At 38.6% G+C, this 14,265-nt stretch carries 13 protein-coding genes and 1 pseudogene; 4 read left to right on the top strand and 10 right to left on the bottom strand.

What is annotated here, in order from left to right; translation table 11 throughout:
- Positions 1 to 555 precede the first annotated feature (555 nt).
- Positions 556 to 4,983: pseudogene (locus tag RRV45_RS08090) on the top strand (S8 family serine peptidase).
- A 108-nt stretch (positions 4,984 to 5,091) separates the two neighbouring features.
- Here the strand turns inward: RRV45_RS08090 and RRV45_RS08085 are convergent.
- From RRV45_RS08085 to RRV45_RS08070, 4 genes are all read right to left on the bottom strand, one after another.
- Entirely contained in the window at positions 5,092 to 5,214 is a 123-nt protein-coding gene (locus tag RRV45_RS08085; RefSeq protein WP_315668304.1) for a YjcZ family sporulation protein, read from the bottom strand.
- A 39-nt stretch (positions 5,215 to 5,253) separates the two neighbouring features.
- A complete protein-coding gene (locus tag RRV45_RS08080) occupies positions 5,254 to 5,364 on the bottom strand; it encodes a YjcZ family sporulation protein (RefSeq protein WP_315668303.1) in 111 nt (36 codons plus the stop codon).
- Positions 5,365 to 5,583: 219 nt separating this feature from the next.
- Positions 5,584 to 7,113 carry a flotillin family protein gene (locus tag RRV45_RS08075; RefSeq protein ID WP_315668302.1) on the bottom strand — a complete coding sequence of 510 codons (1,530 nt, stop codon included), beginning with the start codon at positions 7,111 to 7,113 and terminating at the stop codon, positions 5,584 to 5,586.
- A 15-nt stretch (positions 7,114 to 7,128) separates the two neighbouring features.
- Positions 7,129 to 7,653 carry a hypothetical protein gene (locus tag RRV45_RS08070; protein WP_315668970.1) on the bottom strand — a complete coding sequence of 175 codons (525 nt, stop codon included), beginning with the start codon at positions 7,651 to 7,653 and terminating at the stop codon, positions 7,129 to 7,131.
- 256 nt (positions 7,654 to 7,909) lie between these two features.
- Here RRV45_RS08070 and RRV45_RS08065 point away from each other — a divergent pair, with 256 nt between their 5' ends.
- Positions 7,910 to 8,215: a hypothetical protein gene (locus RRV45_RS08065; protein WP_315668301.1), complete on the top strand. Its 306-nt coding sequence runs from the start codon at positions 7,910 to 7,912 to the stop codon at positions 8,213 to 8,215.
- A 69-nt stretch (positions 8,216 to 8,284) separates the two neighbouring features.
- Here the strand turns inward: RRV45_RS08065 and RRV45_RS08060 are convergent, their stop codons facing one another.
- From RRV45_RS08060 to RRV45_RS08045, 4 genes are all read right to left on the bottom strand, one after another.
- Positions 8,285 to 8,503: a hypothetical protein gene (locus RRV45_RS08060; protein WP_315668968.1), complete on the bottom strand. Its 219-nt coding sequence runs from the start codon at positions 8,501 to 8,503 to the stop codon at positions 8,285 to 8,287.
- Positions 8,504 to 8,669: 166 nt separating this feature from the next.
- On the bottom strand, positions 8,670 to 8,864 hold the full coding sequence (locus RRV45_RS08055; RefSeq protein ID WP_315668300.1) for an alpha/beta-type small acid-soluble spore protein: 195 nt from the start codon (positions 8,862 to 8,864) through the stop codon (positions 8,670 to 8,672).
- Positions 8,865 to 8,954: 90 nt separating this feature from the next.
- On the bottom strand, positions 8,955 to 9,299 hold the full coding sequence (locus RRV45_RS08050) for a hypothetical protein (RefSeq protein ID WP_410489343.1): 345 nt from the start codon (positions 9,297 to 9,299) through the stop codon (positions 8,955 to 8,957).
- A gap of 151 nt (positions 9,300 to 9,450) precedes the next feature.
- Positions 9,451 to 9,687 carry a helix-turn-helix transcriptional regulator gene (locus RRV45_RS08045; protein WP_315668965.1) on the bottom strand — a complete coding sequence of 79 codons (237 nt, stop codon included), beginning with the start codon at positions 9,685 to 9,687 and terminating at the stop codon, positions 9,451 to 9,453.
- 175 nt (positions 9,688 to 9,862) lie between these two features.
- Between RRV45_RS08045 and RRV45_RS08040 the strand changes: the two genes are divergently transcribed.
- Entirely contained in the window at positions 9,863 to 10,597 is a 735-nt protein-coding gene (locus RRV45_RS08040) for a protein-glutamine gamma-glutamyltransferase (RefSeq protein ID WP_315668299.1), read from the top strand.
- 46 nt (positions 10,598 to 10,643) lie between these two features.
- On the opposite strand, the gene RRV45_RS08035 is transcribed toward RRV45_RS08040, so the two are convergent.
- Complete coding sequence (locus tag RRV45_RS08035; RefSeq protein ID WP_315668298.1) at positions 10,644 to 12,041, bottom strand: FMN-binding glutamate synthase family protein; 1,398 nt, start codon at positions 12,039 to 12,041, stop codon at positions 10,644 to 10,646.
- Positions 12,042 to 12,196: 155 nt separating this feature from the next.
- Here RRV45_RS08035 and RRV45_RS08030 point away from each other — a divergent pair, with 155 nt between their 5' ends.
- Complete coding sequence (locus tag RRV45_RS08030) at positions 12,197 to 12,937, top strand: YqjF family protein (protein WP_315668297.1); 741 nt, start codon at positions 12,197 to 12,199, stop codon at positions 12,935 to 12,937.
- A 117-nt stretch (positions 12,938 to 13,054) separates the two neighbouring features.
- Here RRV45_RS08030 and RRV45_RS08025 read toward each other — a convergent pair whose 3' ends face one another.
- The gene (locus tag RRV45_RS08025) at positions 13,055 to 14,194 is read right to left on the bottom strand and encodes an amidohydrolase (RefSeq protein ID WP_315668296.1); all 1,140 of its coding nucleotides are present in this window, start codon (positions 14,192 to 14,194) and stop codon (positions 13,055 to 13,057) included.
- Positions 14,195 to 14,265 lie beyond the last annotated feature (71 nt).

Raw genomic sequence — 14,265 nt, 5'->3', positions numbered from 1 at the left:
ATTTTCCTGCTCAATCATTTGAAAACAGGATAAAAGTATGTTTTTTGATCATTCTATTTAACTAGTACTATCTATCTGTTACTAAATTAGAAAGCAGAAGATTTACATTTTTTCTAAAAAGTTACATGACTTATTTGCTATTTTTGTAACCCGATATTTTTTAAATCCTCCACTAGGATAAAAGACGCATCAGCTAATAACCCACTTCCTTTTCACTATAGGTCTTTTCGGTTAAATTCACTCCCCTTCCCTTTTTCTTATTTTTTCCAAAAAAACATGAAAATTGCCAATTTTATATGTAAATGAACATATTTCTAGTCGTTTAGATTGAGTGTTTACTAGTTCCTTTTATCTTGACCAGTCATCTTACTCTAATTCCTTCCTCTCATTTTAATCTAGCACTCAATTCCTCTCTGATTATTCGACATCTTTTTCGAATTTCATTCGCTAAAGTTTCATTAACAAAGGGTTTTCTTTTCGCCCTTTTTGGAGGTGATTATTTTCATTTAGAACCAGCAGGCAAAATCTTATTTACCAAAACAAGGAGGGATTATTTTGAAGAGGAAAAGAAATACGCGATTTCGTTGGCTTAATATCATGTTCATTGCTTTTTTAATACTCCCGCTTATGTTCCCGAACATGGGTCAAGCGGAAGCAAATGATTCTCCACATACTTCACTTAAGAAAGCAGCTCCTGAGGCTACAAAAAGTAAAATTAGCAGCAGATTACAAGATCAATTCGCTAATCAAGATAAAGTCACGTTTTTAATTAAGTTCAAGGAACAAGCAGACACAGCCGCAGCAGCAAAAAATGCTGAAAAAAATGCTTTAAATCAAAATGTAACACCAGCTAAAATAAAATACATGAAACGATCCGCAGTTCTTTCCTCCCTACGATCTACTGCATTTGAAACTCAAGGCCCTGTTGCAGAATTTCTCCAAAAAATGGAGAAAGAGGGAAAAGCAACAGATGTTGAATCCTTCTATATTGTGAATGCCATTGCTGTTACTGCTACAAAAGAGGTAATGGAACAAGTCGCAGCCTTCCCTGAAATTGACAAAATTCTACCAAACGAAGTTAGACAGCTGAATATTCCAGAAAAGGTTGCCGAGCCCCCTTCACTTCAGCTAGATAAAAAAACAGAAGCTGAAACAAACTCAATAGAATGGAATATTGAAAGAGTCGGTGCTCCAGCCGTTTGGGCAATGGGAATTGATGGATCTGGTACGGTTGTTGCATCCATAGACACTGGTGTCCAATGGGATCATCCAGCACTAAAGGAAAAATACCGAGGCTATAATCCAGCCAATCCTAATTCTCCAACACATGAATTTAACTGGTTTGATGCTACTGCTGGAAGAAATTCAGCTTATGATGATCATGGACATGGTACCCATGTAACAGGTACGATGGTTGGTGCTGAGCCAAATGGAGCCAACCAAATTGGAGTAGCACCAGGTGCAAAGTGGATTGCTGTTAAAGCGTTTACAGCTTCTGGCGGTACAGATAGAGATTTGATTGCTGCTGGTGAATGGATTATAGCGCCAAAGGATGCAGCTGGAAATCCTCACCCTGATAAAGCTCCTGATGTTGTAAATAACTCTTGGGGCGGCGGCCCAGGTCTTGATGAATGGTATCGTCCTATGGTTCAAGCGTGGCGTGCAGCTGAAATCTTCCCAGAATTCTCTGCAGGCAATACAAGAGCCGGAAATCCAGGCGGGCCAGGATCAATTGCCAATCCAGCAAACTATCCTGAATCGTTTGCTACTGGAGCAACAGATATTAACAATGGATTAGGCAGCTTCTCCCTTCAAGGACCATCACCATATGGAGAAATCAAACCTGATATCTCTGCGCCAGGTGTAAATATTCGTTCTTCCGTACCAGGAAGCGGATATGAGGGAGGCTGGAATGGAACCTCCATGGCAGGCCCGCATGTTTCAGCTGTTGCAGCCATGCTTCGTCAAGTTAATTCAAGTCTTTCTGTTGAAGATATGGAAGAAATATTAATCCAAACAGCTACACCTTTAACAAACGGACAATATCCTGAAACACCAAATAATGGCTTTGGATATGGTCTCGTTAATGCATATGATGCCGTTTCTTCTGTCATATCAGGCCTTGGAAAGATTAAAGGCCAAGTTGCAAAAGAAGGCAACGATAGTGAAGCACCTGAAGTGGTACACAATGCTCCGCAAGAAATATACGCTGGAATGGATCTTTCCTTAGAATTAAGAGCAACAGACAATGTAAGTGTATTAAACACTGTCCTTGAATACTTAAAATCTGACGGCACCTGGGCAACTTTACAAGGAGCAAGAATTTCAGGAGACTATAAGGATGGAATTTACAAAGTAACGATTCCTGGAGACGAGATTTCTACGCCATCCATCACATATAAATGGAAGGTCAATGACTTTGGAGGAAATGAAGTTATAACTGATAACTTTGTAGTATCTGTTATGCCTGGCATCACCATAGGCTATTCACAGGATTTTGAATCTGAGCCAACAGGCTGGACATCATTCGGTGAATTTAATAGCTGGCAATGGGGAGTGCCAACCTCCGGGCCTGGCAGCGCAGTATCAGGGGAAAAAGTTTACGCAACTAATCTTGCAGGAAACTACGATAACAGAGCCAATATGACATTAGTTATGCCGCCTATTGACCTCCCAGAAGGAAGTGCATACTTACAGTTCAAGCAATGGTATAACCTTGAAAGGAACTGGGATTACGGCCATGTTTTCGTCTCAACTGACATGGAAAACTGGACACAAATGCTTCGCATCACTGATATTACTTCAGGCTGGGTTGACGGAGAAGTAGACTTAAGCGAATACGCAGGTCAAAGAATCTATATAGGCTTCAATGTAAAAACAGATGGATCTGTCCAGAGACCTGGCTGGTACATTGATGACGTACAGCTCTCAAATACAGCACTTCAGTCTGCAAATAGTAATCAGCTTGGTATTACGAATCAGCCTTTAGCTGCAGAAGATTCCAATGCTACTCTAAAGGGTGAAAAGGTCGATCCTGACAAGATTCTACCTGTAAAAGAAAAGGTAAAACAAAATAAGGACTCAAACAATCTGCCTTTCCCTGCTCTCCTTCCATTAACTGCTGAAGTGAGTATTTTAGAATCAGGCAGATCAGTATTTACAAAACCTTTTGACGGCACATATGAATTTACACATGCTTCCGGATCCTTTACTGTGCAAGCAGAATCTTATGGATACCGTTCGCAGGCACAGACTGTTCATATTCCTCAAGACGGTGAAGTGACAGCTAATTTTGTTTTAGAGCCAATCCCGCAAGGAACAGTTTCTGGTACTGTTACAAATCAAGCTACAGGTCAACCTGTTGCAAATGCAACACTTCTTTTAGTAGAGGATGCTGCCGTTCAGCCTGTTGAAACAAATGCAAACGGTGAATATTCTATTACAGCATATGAAGGAAACTACACATTAAAGGTGATGGCACCTTCATACTACAGCCAGGATATTGCTATTAGCATTAGTGAAACTCCATTGGAATAAAACGTACAGTTAAAGCCGTTCATCGGTTTCCCAGGCGAAATTGGCTATGATGACGGTACTGCTGAAAATGCCCGTGCCTTCTATGATGCCGGAAATGGCTGGGCTGTTAAAATGGCGCTTGCTCCTGGGCACAAAAATGCTATGGTAACAGGCGGGTTATTCCGATTCTGGGATACACAATGGCCGGTTCCAGGCGGTACGGCTTTCAAAGTTGAAGTGTACGATGCAAGCGGTCCAGATGGAGCACCTGGTAAGAAGCTAGCGGGACCATTTGATGCCACTGCATTAAGAAATGGCGAGTGGACACATATTGATTTAAGGGAGCATGGAATAATGGTTAACGGGGATTTCTACATGGTTTACATCCAAACTTCTCCGAATCCGAATGCTCCTGGACTTGCAACGGATGAAAATGGAACAAATGCGAAGCGAAGCTGGCAGCTGGTAGGAGGTGCTTGGTCCCCGTCACCAGAAGCAGAAGGCAACTATATGATTCGTTCCACAGTTAATTATGAAGTAACAGCTCCTGTGATAACCTCTCCAGCAGATGGCGCATTTACAAGTGAAGGAACAGTAACTGTAGAAGGTACAACAGCACCTTCGGCAACAGTCAAAATTTTCAACGATGGAGAGGAAATTGCAACTACAGAAGCGACTGATGCTGGAATATTCTCAGCTGAAGTTTCGTTAACAGAGGGTGAAAACATTCTAACTGCGAAGGTGACAACAGATTTAGGGTCAACGGATGCTTCAAATCCTGTAAAAATCGTTTTCGATCAAACGAAACCAGAGCTAACAATAACTGCACCAGAGGATAAATCAAAAACAAATAAAGAAACAGTAACCGTTGAAGGTACAGTATCCGATGAAAATCTTGATTCAGTACAGGTTAATGGTCAAAGTGCAAATATAGCCGATGGCAAATACTCACTTCGTATTATTCTAAGTGAAGGTGAAAACATAATCACTGTTATTGCTCAAGACAAGGCAGGTAATTCTGAGGAAAAAACAGTAACAGTAAATGCAAAATATACTCCACCAGCTATTGAAAATCTGCTTCCTTCAGAAGATAACGAATTGAAGAAAGGCGAAACGGTCAAAATTGAATTTGACAGCGAACCTGGCCTGAAAGCAACGTTTACCCTCAGATTGCCATTAACTAACACTGGTGGACAGCTATCAGACGCCAATACACTGCCGATGACGGAAACTGCACCTGGGCATTATGTGGGATACTATTCTGTCACATCTAATGTAAAAGCGCCTGGTGCAGAAATAGAAGTACATGTAACAGATGACTTTGGCAACGATGCACGTAAAATTGCTGATGGCAAGCTTTACATTAATGAAAAAAAGAAAAAAGAAAAAGATAACAAAGGAAAGGGAAATAACGGAAATGGCAGCAATGAAGAAGTAATTGAAGAAACCGAAAATGTTGAAAATTAAGTAATCAAAAACAGGCTCAGTTTTCAAGTTGGGCCTGTTTTATACTTGCATTTATTCCATTATTTACCTAAAAAGCAAGAGAGGTTTACTCTCTTGCTTCCTTCTTTATTAAAATCTAAAGCAAGCTGCGCCTACGATGATAAGCAGGATAAATAGGACAACGATTAATGCAAAACCGCCACCATATCCGCCATATCCACAGCCGCCATGACCATAGCCGCCGTACCACATAATCTAATCTCCTCCTAAATATTCATAAATTTTTTTCTATTAATAGTACCCATACCCTCCGAAACCCCATGAAGCTCCTATAATGATTAACAGGATAAACAAAACAACAAGAAGAGCGAAGCCTCCGCCGTGTACGCATCCATCTGACATATCCAAATACCTCCTTTATTTGATTCCTTATATCCTATTCAAATAAGCTATTGTGTGCGATAGACGAATGCACAATTTTTGGGTTATTTCATTAGGACAAACTAAAAATCCTGTATTATCGTCTAATTTTGAAAAATAAAAAAGGAGGTGGATCTAAATAGATCACCGCCCTTTTTGCCAAGCAATATTCAGTTATGAAAAATTATAATTACTTATTTCTCATTCATCTTTTGCTTCATAGTCATTCTTGCTTGCCAACTCATTCGTTAGCTCATTTATGCTTTGACGGATATTTCCCTTTCCGGAAAAGTTCTCAATCAGCTCTTTTACATCAATACCTGAGGATGCCTTAAGACTCTCTTGCATCGTGGACATTAAATTCGTTGCATAGCCTGTGATTTTATTGGCACCGCCATTTTTTCCATCACTGCCTGTATCAACAACTGTTATTTTATCAATATTGGAAAGCGGGGTTGCCACTTGCTTCGCATATTCTGGAAGCATTTCCAATACCATATCCATAATAGCTGCTTGGCCGTATTGCTCAAATGCTTCGGCAATTTTCCTTTTCGCTTCTGCTTCTGCAAGACCCTTCAGTCGAATAATTTCTGCTTCTGCCTCACCTTGTGCCCGCTGAGATTCTGCTTTTGCCAATCCGTCCACACGAACCCTTTCTGCTTCAGCCCGTGCCTGAGCTTCAATTAAGTATTTGTTTGCATCTGCTTCAGCCATTTGCTTTTTCTTATTTGCTTCCGCGGCCTGTTCAACTGCATACCGGTCTGCATCTGCCTTTTTCTTTACTTCGGAATCATATTGACGTTCTCTTCTTAATATTTCTTTTTCTTCTAATTCAATTTGTTTCTGACGTTCAATAATCTTAATTTGCATTTCCTGCTCTGTTACCTCTTGCTTTGCACGAGCAGTCTCTAAATCATAGGCTTGGTCAGCCCGCGCTTTTGCAATATCCTGCTCCCTCCGGTATTCAGCCATTTTCATCTGATTTTCTTTTTCAGCCTCGGCAATTTCTGTTGCTCTTTCAAGCTCAGCCCTTTGTGCGTCCTTATCGGCCTCTGCACGTTTAATCCTCGTTTCCTTCTCAGCCTCTGCTGTTGCAATATCTGCATCGCGCTTCACTTGAGCAATTCTTGGCTTTCCTAAAGAATCTAAATAACCGTTCTTATCACGGACATCTTTAATTGTAAATGAAACGATGATTAATCCCATTTTCGCAAGGTCCTGAGATGCGACCCTCTGTACCTCCTGGGAAAACTTATCGCGATTTTTATAGATTTCTTCAACAGTCATGGAACCAAGAATCGATCTCAGATGTCCCTCAAGAACCTCTTTTGCTTCATTTTCTCGATCTTCCTTTGATTTTCCAAGAAATTGTTCTGCTGCCGTTGCAATCTCTCCAATTGAGCCGCCAATTTTAATAATCGCTGTACCATCCGCCATAACAGGTACACCCTGTTCTGTGTATACTTCAGGAGTAGATACCTCTAGCTTGCTTGAAAGTAAGCTTAGTGGTTCAGCCTGTTGGAACACTGGCAGCACAAATGTACCACCGCCGCGGATGATTTTTATCTTATTTCCTGATTCATCAACATGTACATTTTTACTGCCGAGATAGCTCCCCGTTACAATCAATGCCTCATCAGGTCCAGCTGTTCTATATTTGGTAATGAAGACCCCTAATAATGCAATTAATAAAAAAGCAACAATTCCAATTACAATCCAAATAGTGAGCATAACCCTTCCTCCTATTTAATACTGATTATGAGGCACAACATAAAGAACCCCATCTTTAATATCGATTACAAGCACTTTTTTTCCTTCTTCTATAACTTTATTATCAAAGCTAGCCGCTGGCTTGGAAATCCTCCCGCTAATACTTTCAATCAAAACCTCGCCAAATCCGTTTTCTGGAATTGGGATTATAACATTCCCCAATCTCCCTTTCAATGAATCCTCTGTATACACAAGAGATTCCTCAGAATTGGCTAATGGAATCAGGACAAATACATTAAGCAGAGTATCTAATATGATGGAAACAATTGCAGAAATGACCATGATTAGGATACTGTTTAGTCCTGTTAAAGCCTCAAGGACATAACCGATAGCTGATAAAAAAGTTAAAAAAGCAAGAATTAGTACAGGATTAAGGAACCCTGTTGCTTCAGATATCCCTTCGATTACATCACCGAAAAATAAGTATAAGATAATTAAGCTGCCAGAAATAATAAGCGTATACAAATAGAGTGTTTGAATACCAATTCCCAATACCTCCATCATTATTCAGGACTTTTCCTTAGCATAATGACAACCATCAGTACCTCCCCCTTAATAAACAATTTAATTAAAATCTACCTTACTTACGAGTGAATAGATGAAAATGTTTCATTTTTCAAAAAACAATTTTCAAATAACTATTTTTACAGTTGCCTAGACTCATATAAACTTTAGCCTTTTTCTGTCATCATCGAAATTCTACATGCATACGATACTCAGGAGATTAGTCTTTTCTTACAGGAGGTATGCAAGAAGAATGTCGAGGTCGCAAAGATACTCTAAAAAATCATATTTTGTTATAAAACGCTTCATTCTGTTCTTTTCCTTATGTATTTCAGCTATTACTGCCCTTTATTTTTATTCTCAAAGCTTAATTAAGATTGAGGCACCCAAGAAAGTGCTTGGTGAAAAAATCATTATTAAGCTGCCATCTGGGGATCATGTTTTTACTTATGAGAACTTGATTGTAAACGAGGATGGCAAGCTATATTACAAAGGGGAGCGAAATCAAATTGATCTAACTGGCGGAATTGTGACTTATGAGGAATGGGACGAAAAATAAAAAGGGGAGGCCTTTAAACTTCAATTGAATTTCTTATTGGAGCATCCCCATTGAACATTTCATTTTTACTTAATACCAGTATCCATAAGGCGGGTAAAAAGAATAAGGATAAGGATAAGGTGGATAGTACGGGTAACCATATCCTCCCCATCCTCCACCAAGTGCTGCTCCTAAAGCTAATCCTCCTAAAAACGGAAAACCGAATCCAAAGAATGGTCTGCCAAAGCCAAATCCAAATGGTCGAATCCTTTCGTCATACATATCAATAGAATTTGGTATTACATTCATATTCAATTTTGTTCCTCCTCATTTTCTTCTACAAATTTTTACACCCATTAAATAGTATTCAAAGCAATATATAAATTCTTGGGTAATCACCTAGAAAAGGGAACTATTACTAATCGAAACGAATTAAAGAGACCCTCCAAAGAAAGGTCCCTGCCTTGCAATCTTATTACTGTCCTTGCTGATTCTTCAGCTGCTCCTGTCCCATAGCGACAAGACGCTTTGTCATTTCGCCGCCAACAGAACCATTTGCTCGTGAGGTTGTATCTGCACCAAGTTGAACTCCAAACTCGCCTGCTATCTCATATTTCATTTGGTCTAAAGCATTTTCAACACCAGGTACCAAAAGTTTGTTTCTAGCCATGATACATCACTCCCACCACGATTATTTGAGCAAGTGCCCTTGCTCTTTTGTTAATTTAACCGAATGTATAGTGATCCATTCATTTATGAATCAGAAACCATCCTCTTGAGCAAAAAATGGAATAGCTAAACGATTTTCTACGGCTCTAAGTCTTTGGTTTAATCGATTTAATCTTCGAGTAGTTCGAACATCATTCTGGTTTAGACGATTTATTTCTTGATTGATCCTTCGTATTTCATTATTTATTCTAGCTAACTCTCTTACCTGTTCTTCATTTTGCCTTTCAAGTCTGTTTACTCTTCTTTCCAATTCACGTGTTTGCCCGGGCGGTTGCCTGTCAATCTCATTTAGATTAAATGACTGTGCAGCCGGAAATGGCATATAAGTGCCGAATTGCTGATGGGCATATTCAGGATAATATTGATAAGGATACATAGGGACATATCTCCTTTTATGAATAGTAATGTTTCCCTATAATCTATGTAGGCAGTAGTGAGGTGACACGGCCATAGCCTAAATAAAGTTATGGACATGCTTCATAAGGTGAGTTAATGAACATACGTATTGGTAAATTCAAGCGGTGTATTTACATAAATGGAGGTACTCCCTTACTAAACTCAGATACAAGAGAAGCGATAGATTGAATCTGTTGATCATCTAAATCAAAAGCTTTTTTTATTTTTTCTTCTAACTCAGAAGTTACTCTTCGTTTACCTACTTCTACTAGTGCAATGAGCGAGAAGCTGCAGCTGACAATCTTTGCAAAATCACGCTGATTCATCTCATAACTCTTTCTTAAATACTTAATAATTTCTTTATCCATTCTCAATGCTCATACCCCCCTTTGCAGTATCATATTATTTAAATAAATTATCATTGAATTGATCCTTTTGTAAAGTAAATTATTTTCACCAATGCATTGGCTCTATATTTAAGAAACGAAAAACCTCTGAATAGTTAAAAATCAATAAAACCCTTTGTGAAAGGAGGCTGATATTTTGATTATTATTTCAAATTATGAATTAAAGCCCAGTCAGAACAGGTTTCATGGGACGGAAAGGGAGATATTTATCGCCCTAGAAACTAGCCCTTCTATTCATCAATATAATTCCTTGCATGAATTGCTCTTTGATATAAGATTAAGGAAGCATATTATTTTAGCAGCAAATAACCTTCAAAAAAGCGAGGTAACATTTGCTCCATTTAGTACATCTAAATTTAATCCTCGAATTTGGACAAAAATCAAATACGGTTATTTACTAAAACCCTCTATTCTTCCATCTGATGCAATTAAGGATGTATTTGAAAATGGCAAGGAATATGCGTTTGAATGTACAACAGCCATTGTGATTATTTTTTATAAAGCAGTCCTTGATTTGATCTCAGTAAGTTATTTTAATACTTTATTTCAAAGGCTCCTCGTTTGGGATTGGAACCACGACCAGGATTTAAGTATCATTACCAAAATAGGAAGTAATTTTATCCCCGGGGATGTCGTTTACTTTTATAATCCTGATTATGACCATCCTGTATGGACAGGGGAAAATGCTGTATATTTGGGAGATGGTTTATATTTTGGACATGGAATTGGAATTAAAACGGAAGAAGAGATGATAAATGACCTCAATTCATTAAGGAAGAAAGACGCAACAAAATCCGCCTATTTAATATCCCAGCATAGCAGATTAAACACAAATTATTTATCTCAATTTGCCAAGAGGCATTATTATTAAATAAGCTGAACAGGCGCCACTAATTTGTATGGCGCCTTTCTCTATTCTATTTTTCCCAAGGTTCAAATGAAAATGGAATGCCGATCATTCGGGCTGTAAGCTCATCGTAGGATACTAAATCTTTTCTAGAAAGCTCTTTTAAAGAACGCTTACCCATAGCTCGCAATCCCATTTTCATTTCTTCAGTACTTGCAGTTAAAAACTTTTCAGCTGTTTTAGCTCCTTCTTCCTGATTGAATTGATCCTTAAATTTCCCTTGATTCCAAACAGCTTGTGTCGGCGGCTCAAAAGGCAGAGCATTCAAAGATTGACTATGTGAGACTGCAAATAATATGGCAGAGCCTATATAGACAGCATCTGCACCAAGTGCGATAACTTTTAAAAAGTGTCCCGGCACTAAAAGACCACCTGCTGCTATGAGGGTAATTTGTCCTTTCATTTTTCTTTTTTCTAAATGATTACTCGCCCGGACAATAGCGTGTAAAGTCGGAATACCAACGTCATCTGATAAAATAGGCGGAGCTCCTAGTGTTGCCGCTTGCCCTCCATCAATAGCAATAAAATCGACCCCCATTTCAATAACATGATCAATATCCTCTTCAATTTTTCCACCTGCCCCCATTTTTACACCGATTGGAACTCCACCTGACATATTTCGAAGTTCATCTACAAGATCTGTTAAATCCTTAAGTGTTTGACCTTCAAAAAAATTATCATAAATCACTGCCGTCTCATTTTCTTTTAACCCCATGATATCACGTGCGCGACCTGTTATGTTTTCAGGTGAAATTCTTGCTCCTGTCGAAAACACCGCACCTTGCCCTAGCTTTATTTCTATCGCATTCGCCCGCTTGAATAGTTCCTTTTCCTTGGACCATTCTGTTTTAGAAAATTGCACAATATAATTGCCTGCTGTATTTAGTTCTTCAGGCATAATTCCGCCTTCACCTGAATTAATAGCTGTTCCGGTATTCATAGCCGCTTCTGCCAAAGAAAGCCGCACTTTCTCGCTGAGTGCGATTCCGTAGGCCATCCCGCTAATCATTAGAGGGATTTTTATTTTCATTGGTTTTTTTGCTTTTGGTCCAATTATTACGCTTACATCTACTTCTTCGTCCCCGTCTACAGCAAATGGAGTAGTTTGTGCAGGAATGAATGTGATCGGATCTAAATGCGGCCATTTCTTGGATGAGCCAAGAGGGCGATGCAACACATCTCCACTACTTGCCCTCAAGCTATTTTCGAGCATATTTTGAATGCCCACATGACGCAGGCCCGGCATTAATTCCATAATATTTTCTTGGTAGCTGTCGGTTAAAATGATCTTCCCCATTTTTTTTACGATTTTTTTCACGAGCCAACGCCAGCATAAAAACATGAAGAAAGTAAGGGCAAACAAAATGGTTATCATCGTAAAAGTGACATATATAATGATATTTGGCATTTTCCATCTCCACTTTTATAAATACAAAGTCTATTTTCCTAATATTATTTCCTATTATAGGGAAAATATGTAAACCAATAGTTTGAAATAGTATAAAACATAAAATAGCAGAAAAGACTATGCGGAGTGAGAAATTTCCAGAAAGGGGCCATTTAATGAAGTTAATATATGACAATGCGCACCGTCCTTATCCAATACCATCAGATTATTGGATTATGCGTCAGGCATGGCGGAATTTATTATTTATTCATTGGCCAATTTCCCTAGAAAAAGTTCGGCAATTTGTCCATCCTTCCTTGCATATTGACACCTTTGATGGGGATGCATGGTTGGGTATCATTATATTTGAAATGGAAGGGATTTATCCCCGAGGATTCCCGTCAATTTCCATCATTCCGCCATTTGCTGAAATTAATGTCCGTACATATGTTCATTATAATGGAAAACCTGGTATTTACTTCATGTCATTAGATGTCGGCGATTTAGCTTCCCTTACGATTGCAAAGAGATGGCTGCATTTGCCATATAAGCATTCACATATATCTATTCAGAAGATAGGAAAAGCGTTTTATTACGATAGTATTCGTGTAAAACAAACAAATCCGCAAATTATTTGTAAAGGTTCTTATTCGCCAGTTAAAGATATTTTTTTCCCTATTGAAGGAACTCTTGATCATTGGCTTACCGAACGTTACTGCTTTTTTAGCTCAAATAAAAGAGACAATCTCTATTGCTGCGAAATTCATCATGATCCTTGGCCTTTACAGCAGGCAGAAGCAATCATTAAAAAGAATACATTATTTACTCCATTTCAGATCGACATATCTGATATACAACCAATCTTTCATTTTTCTAAAGGTGTAGATTCGCTTATTTGGAATATTAAAAAAGCCTAGATAATCTAATTTTGATTTTGTCCATTTCAGATACAAATAAGACCTTCTTTAACAAGATAAGAAGGTCTTACATTTGAAACAATTATTTTAAATATACATTTCGAGAATTCGCGATATTTACCATTTCTCTTTATCTGCCTCTAATAATAGATTAGTTAATATTTTTGCACCATAAATAAGTGCTTCTTTGTTAAATGACATCTTTGGATGATGAAGACCAGGCTTTAAGTCACAGCCTAAACCTATCATCGTTGCTGAAATATCCGGTTTTTTCAATGTGTAAAAATGAAAATCTTCCGCTCCTGGTGAAGGGCATTCCTGGATAAAGTTTTCTTTACCAAGGATTGATGTGATGGCTTTTTTTCCAAGCTCTATCGCTCTTACATTGCGTATGGCTGCAGGTGAATATTCACCAAGAGAGTAATTTATCTCTGTTTCAGTTAATTCAGCAATTTTACTGATTGTATGCTCTGCTTTCTTTATTAACTTATCCATTGTTTCATTCGTTTCAGCTCTTAAGTCAAATGTAAACTGAACTTTTTCCGGAATTAAATTTGATGCCTCCCCACCATGCAGTTCTGTTATCTTAATAGAGTATTTGTACGCATCAATCAATCGGATCTGACGAATAGCCTGAATTAAAATGGCTGCTGCTTCAATCGGGTTATTGCCTTCCTCGGGTCTTGCCGCATGGGCTGGAACACCCTGAATAGTTCCTTGAATACTAGCTGTAGATCCGTGAAGAATGACAGGCGCTGCCTTTTGTAAAGGGATTTCTAAAGCTGGACGCACATGAATCCCACCAAGAAACTTTACATTTTTTAACGCTCCTGCTTCAATCATTTTCAATGCACCTTCAGCCTTTTCCTCTGCAGGCTGGAAAATAAACCGAATAGTATGCTTAAAGGTTTGCCCTGATTCTGCTAAGGCAAGGGCAGTATAAAGCACCATAGTACTATGTCCATCATGCCCACATGAATGATTTGCACGGACCTCTCCATCAACCTCCTGAACTAATGCGTCCATGTCTGCACGAAGGGCAATGACATCCTCTGACTCTCCTTGAATCTCTGTGACTAATCCAAAATGGTCTTCGTACGTTTTTACCTTTAACCCTGCGTCTATCAGTTTTTCAATAATATATGATGAGGTTTTTTCCTCTTTCCAGCTTGGTTCTGCAAGATAATGAAGTTCTTGATAGGTTTGAAGAATTTCTTTGTGATTTTGGTCAATCAATTGAATAGGATCTTGCTTCATTGCGTATATCTCCCTTTTTAGCATAAATTGAAATATTAAATCATTATACAACAAATTCTTTTTTGTTTTCT

The sequence above is a fragment of the Bacillus sp. DTU_2020_1000418_1_SI_GHA_SEK_038 genome (assembly GCF_032341175.1).
Classification (GTDB): Bacteria; Bacillota; Bacilli; order Bacillales; family Cytobacillaceae; genus Cytobacillus.
This window is presented reverse-complemented; position numbering and strand designations above follow the sequence as displayed.

Coding starts and splice junctions, on each gene's coding strand:
- RRV45_RS08085 (WP_315668304.1), bottom strand. CDS start 5,214: ATGTGGTACGGCGGCTATGGTCATGGCGGCTGTGGATATGGCGGATAT.
- RRV45_RS08080 (WP_315668303.1), bottom strand. CDS start 5,364: ATGTCAGATGGATGCGTACACGGCGGAGGCTTCGCTCTTCTTGTTGTT.
- RRV45_RS08075 (WP_315668302.1), bottom strand. CDS start 7,113: ATGCTCACTATTTGGATTGTAATTGGAATTGTTGCTTTTTTATTAATT.
- RRV45_RS08070 (WP_315668970.1), bottom strand. CDS start 7,653: ATGGAGGTATTGGGAATTGGTATTCAAACACTCTATTTGTATACGCTT.
- RRV45_RS08065 (WP_315668301.1), top strand. CDS start 7,910: ATGTCGAGGTCGCAAAGATACTCTAAAAAATCATATTTTGTTATAAAA.
- RRV45_RS08060 (WP_315668968.1), bottom strand. CDS start 8,503: ATGAATGTAATACCAAATTCTATTGATATGTATGACGAAAGGATTCGA.
- RRV45_RS08055 (WP_315668300.1), bottom strand. CDS start 8,864: ATGGCTAGAAACAAACTTTTGGTACCTGGTGTTGAAAATGCTTTAGAC.
- RRV45_RS08050 (WP_410489343.1), bottom strand. CDS start 9,299: ATGTATCCTTATCAATATTATCCTGAATATGCCCATCAGCAATTCGGC.
- RRV45_RS08045 (WP_315668965.1), bottom strand. CDS start 9,687: ATGGATAAAGAAATTATTAAGTATTTAAGAAAGAGTTATGAGATGAAT.
- RRV45_RS08035 (WP_315668298.1), bottom strand. CDS start 12,041: ATGCCAAATATCATTATATATGTCACTTTTACGATGATAACCATTTTG.
- RRV45_RS08030 (WP_315668297.1), top strand. CDS start 12,197: ATGAAGTTAATATATGACAATGCGCACCGTCCTTATCCAATACCATCA.
- RRV45_RS08025 (WP_315668296.1), bottom strand. CDS start 14,194: ATGAAGCAAGATCCTATTCAATTGATTGACCAAAATCACAAAGAAATT.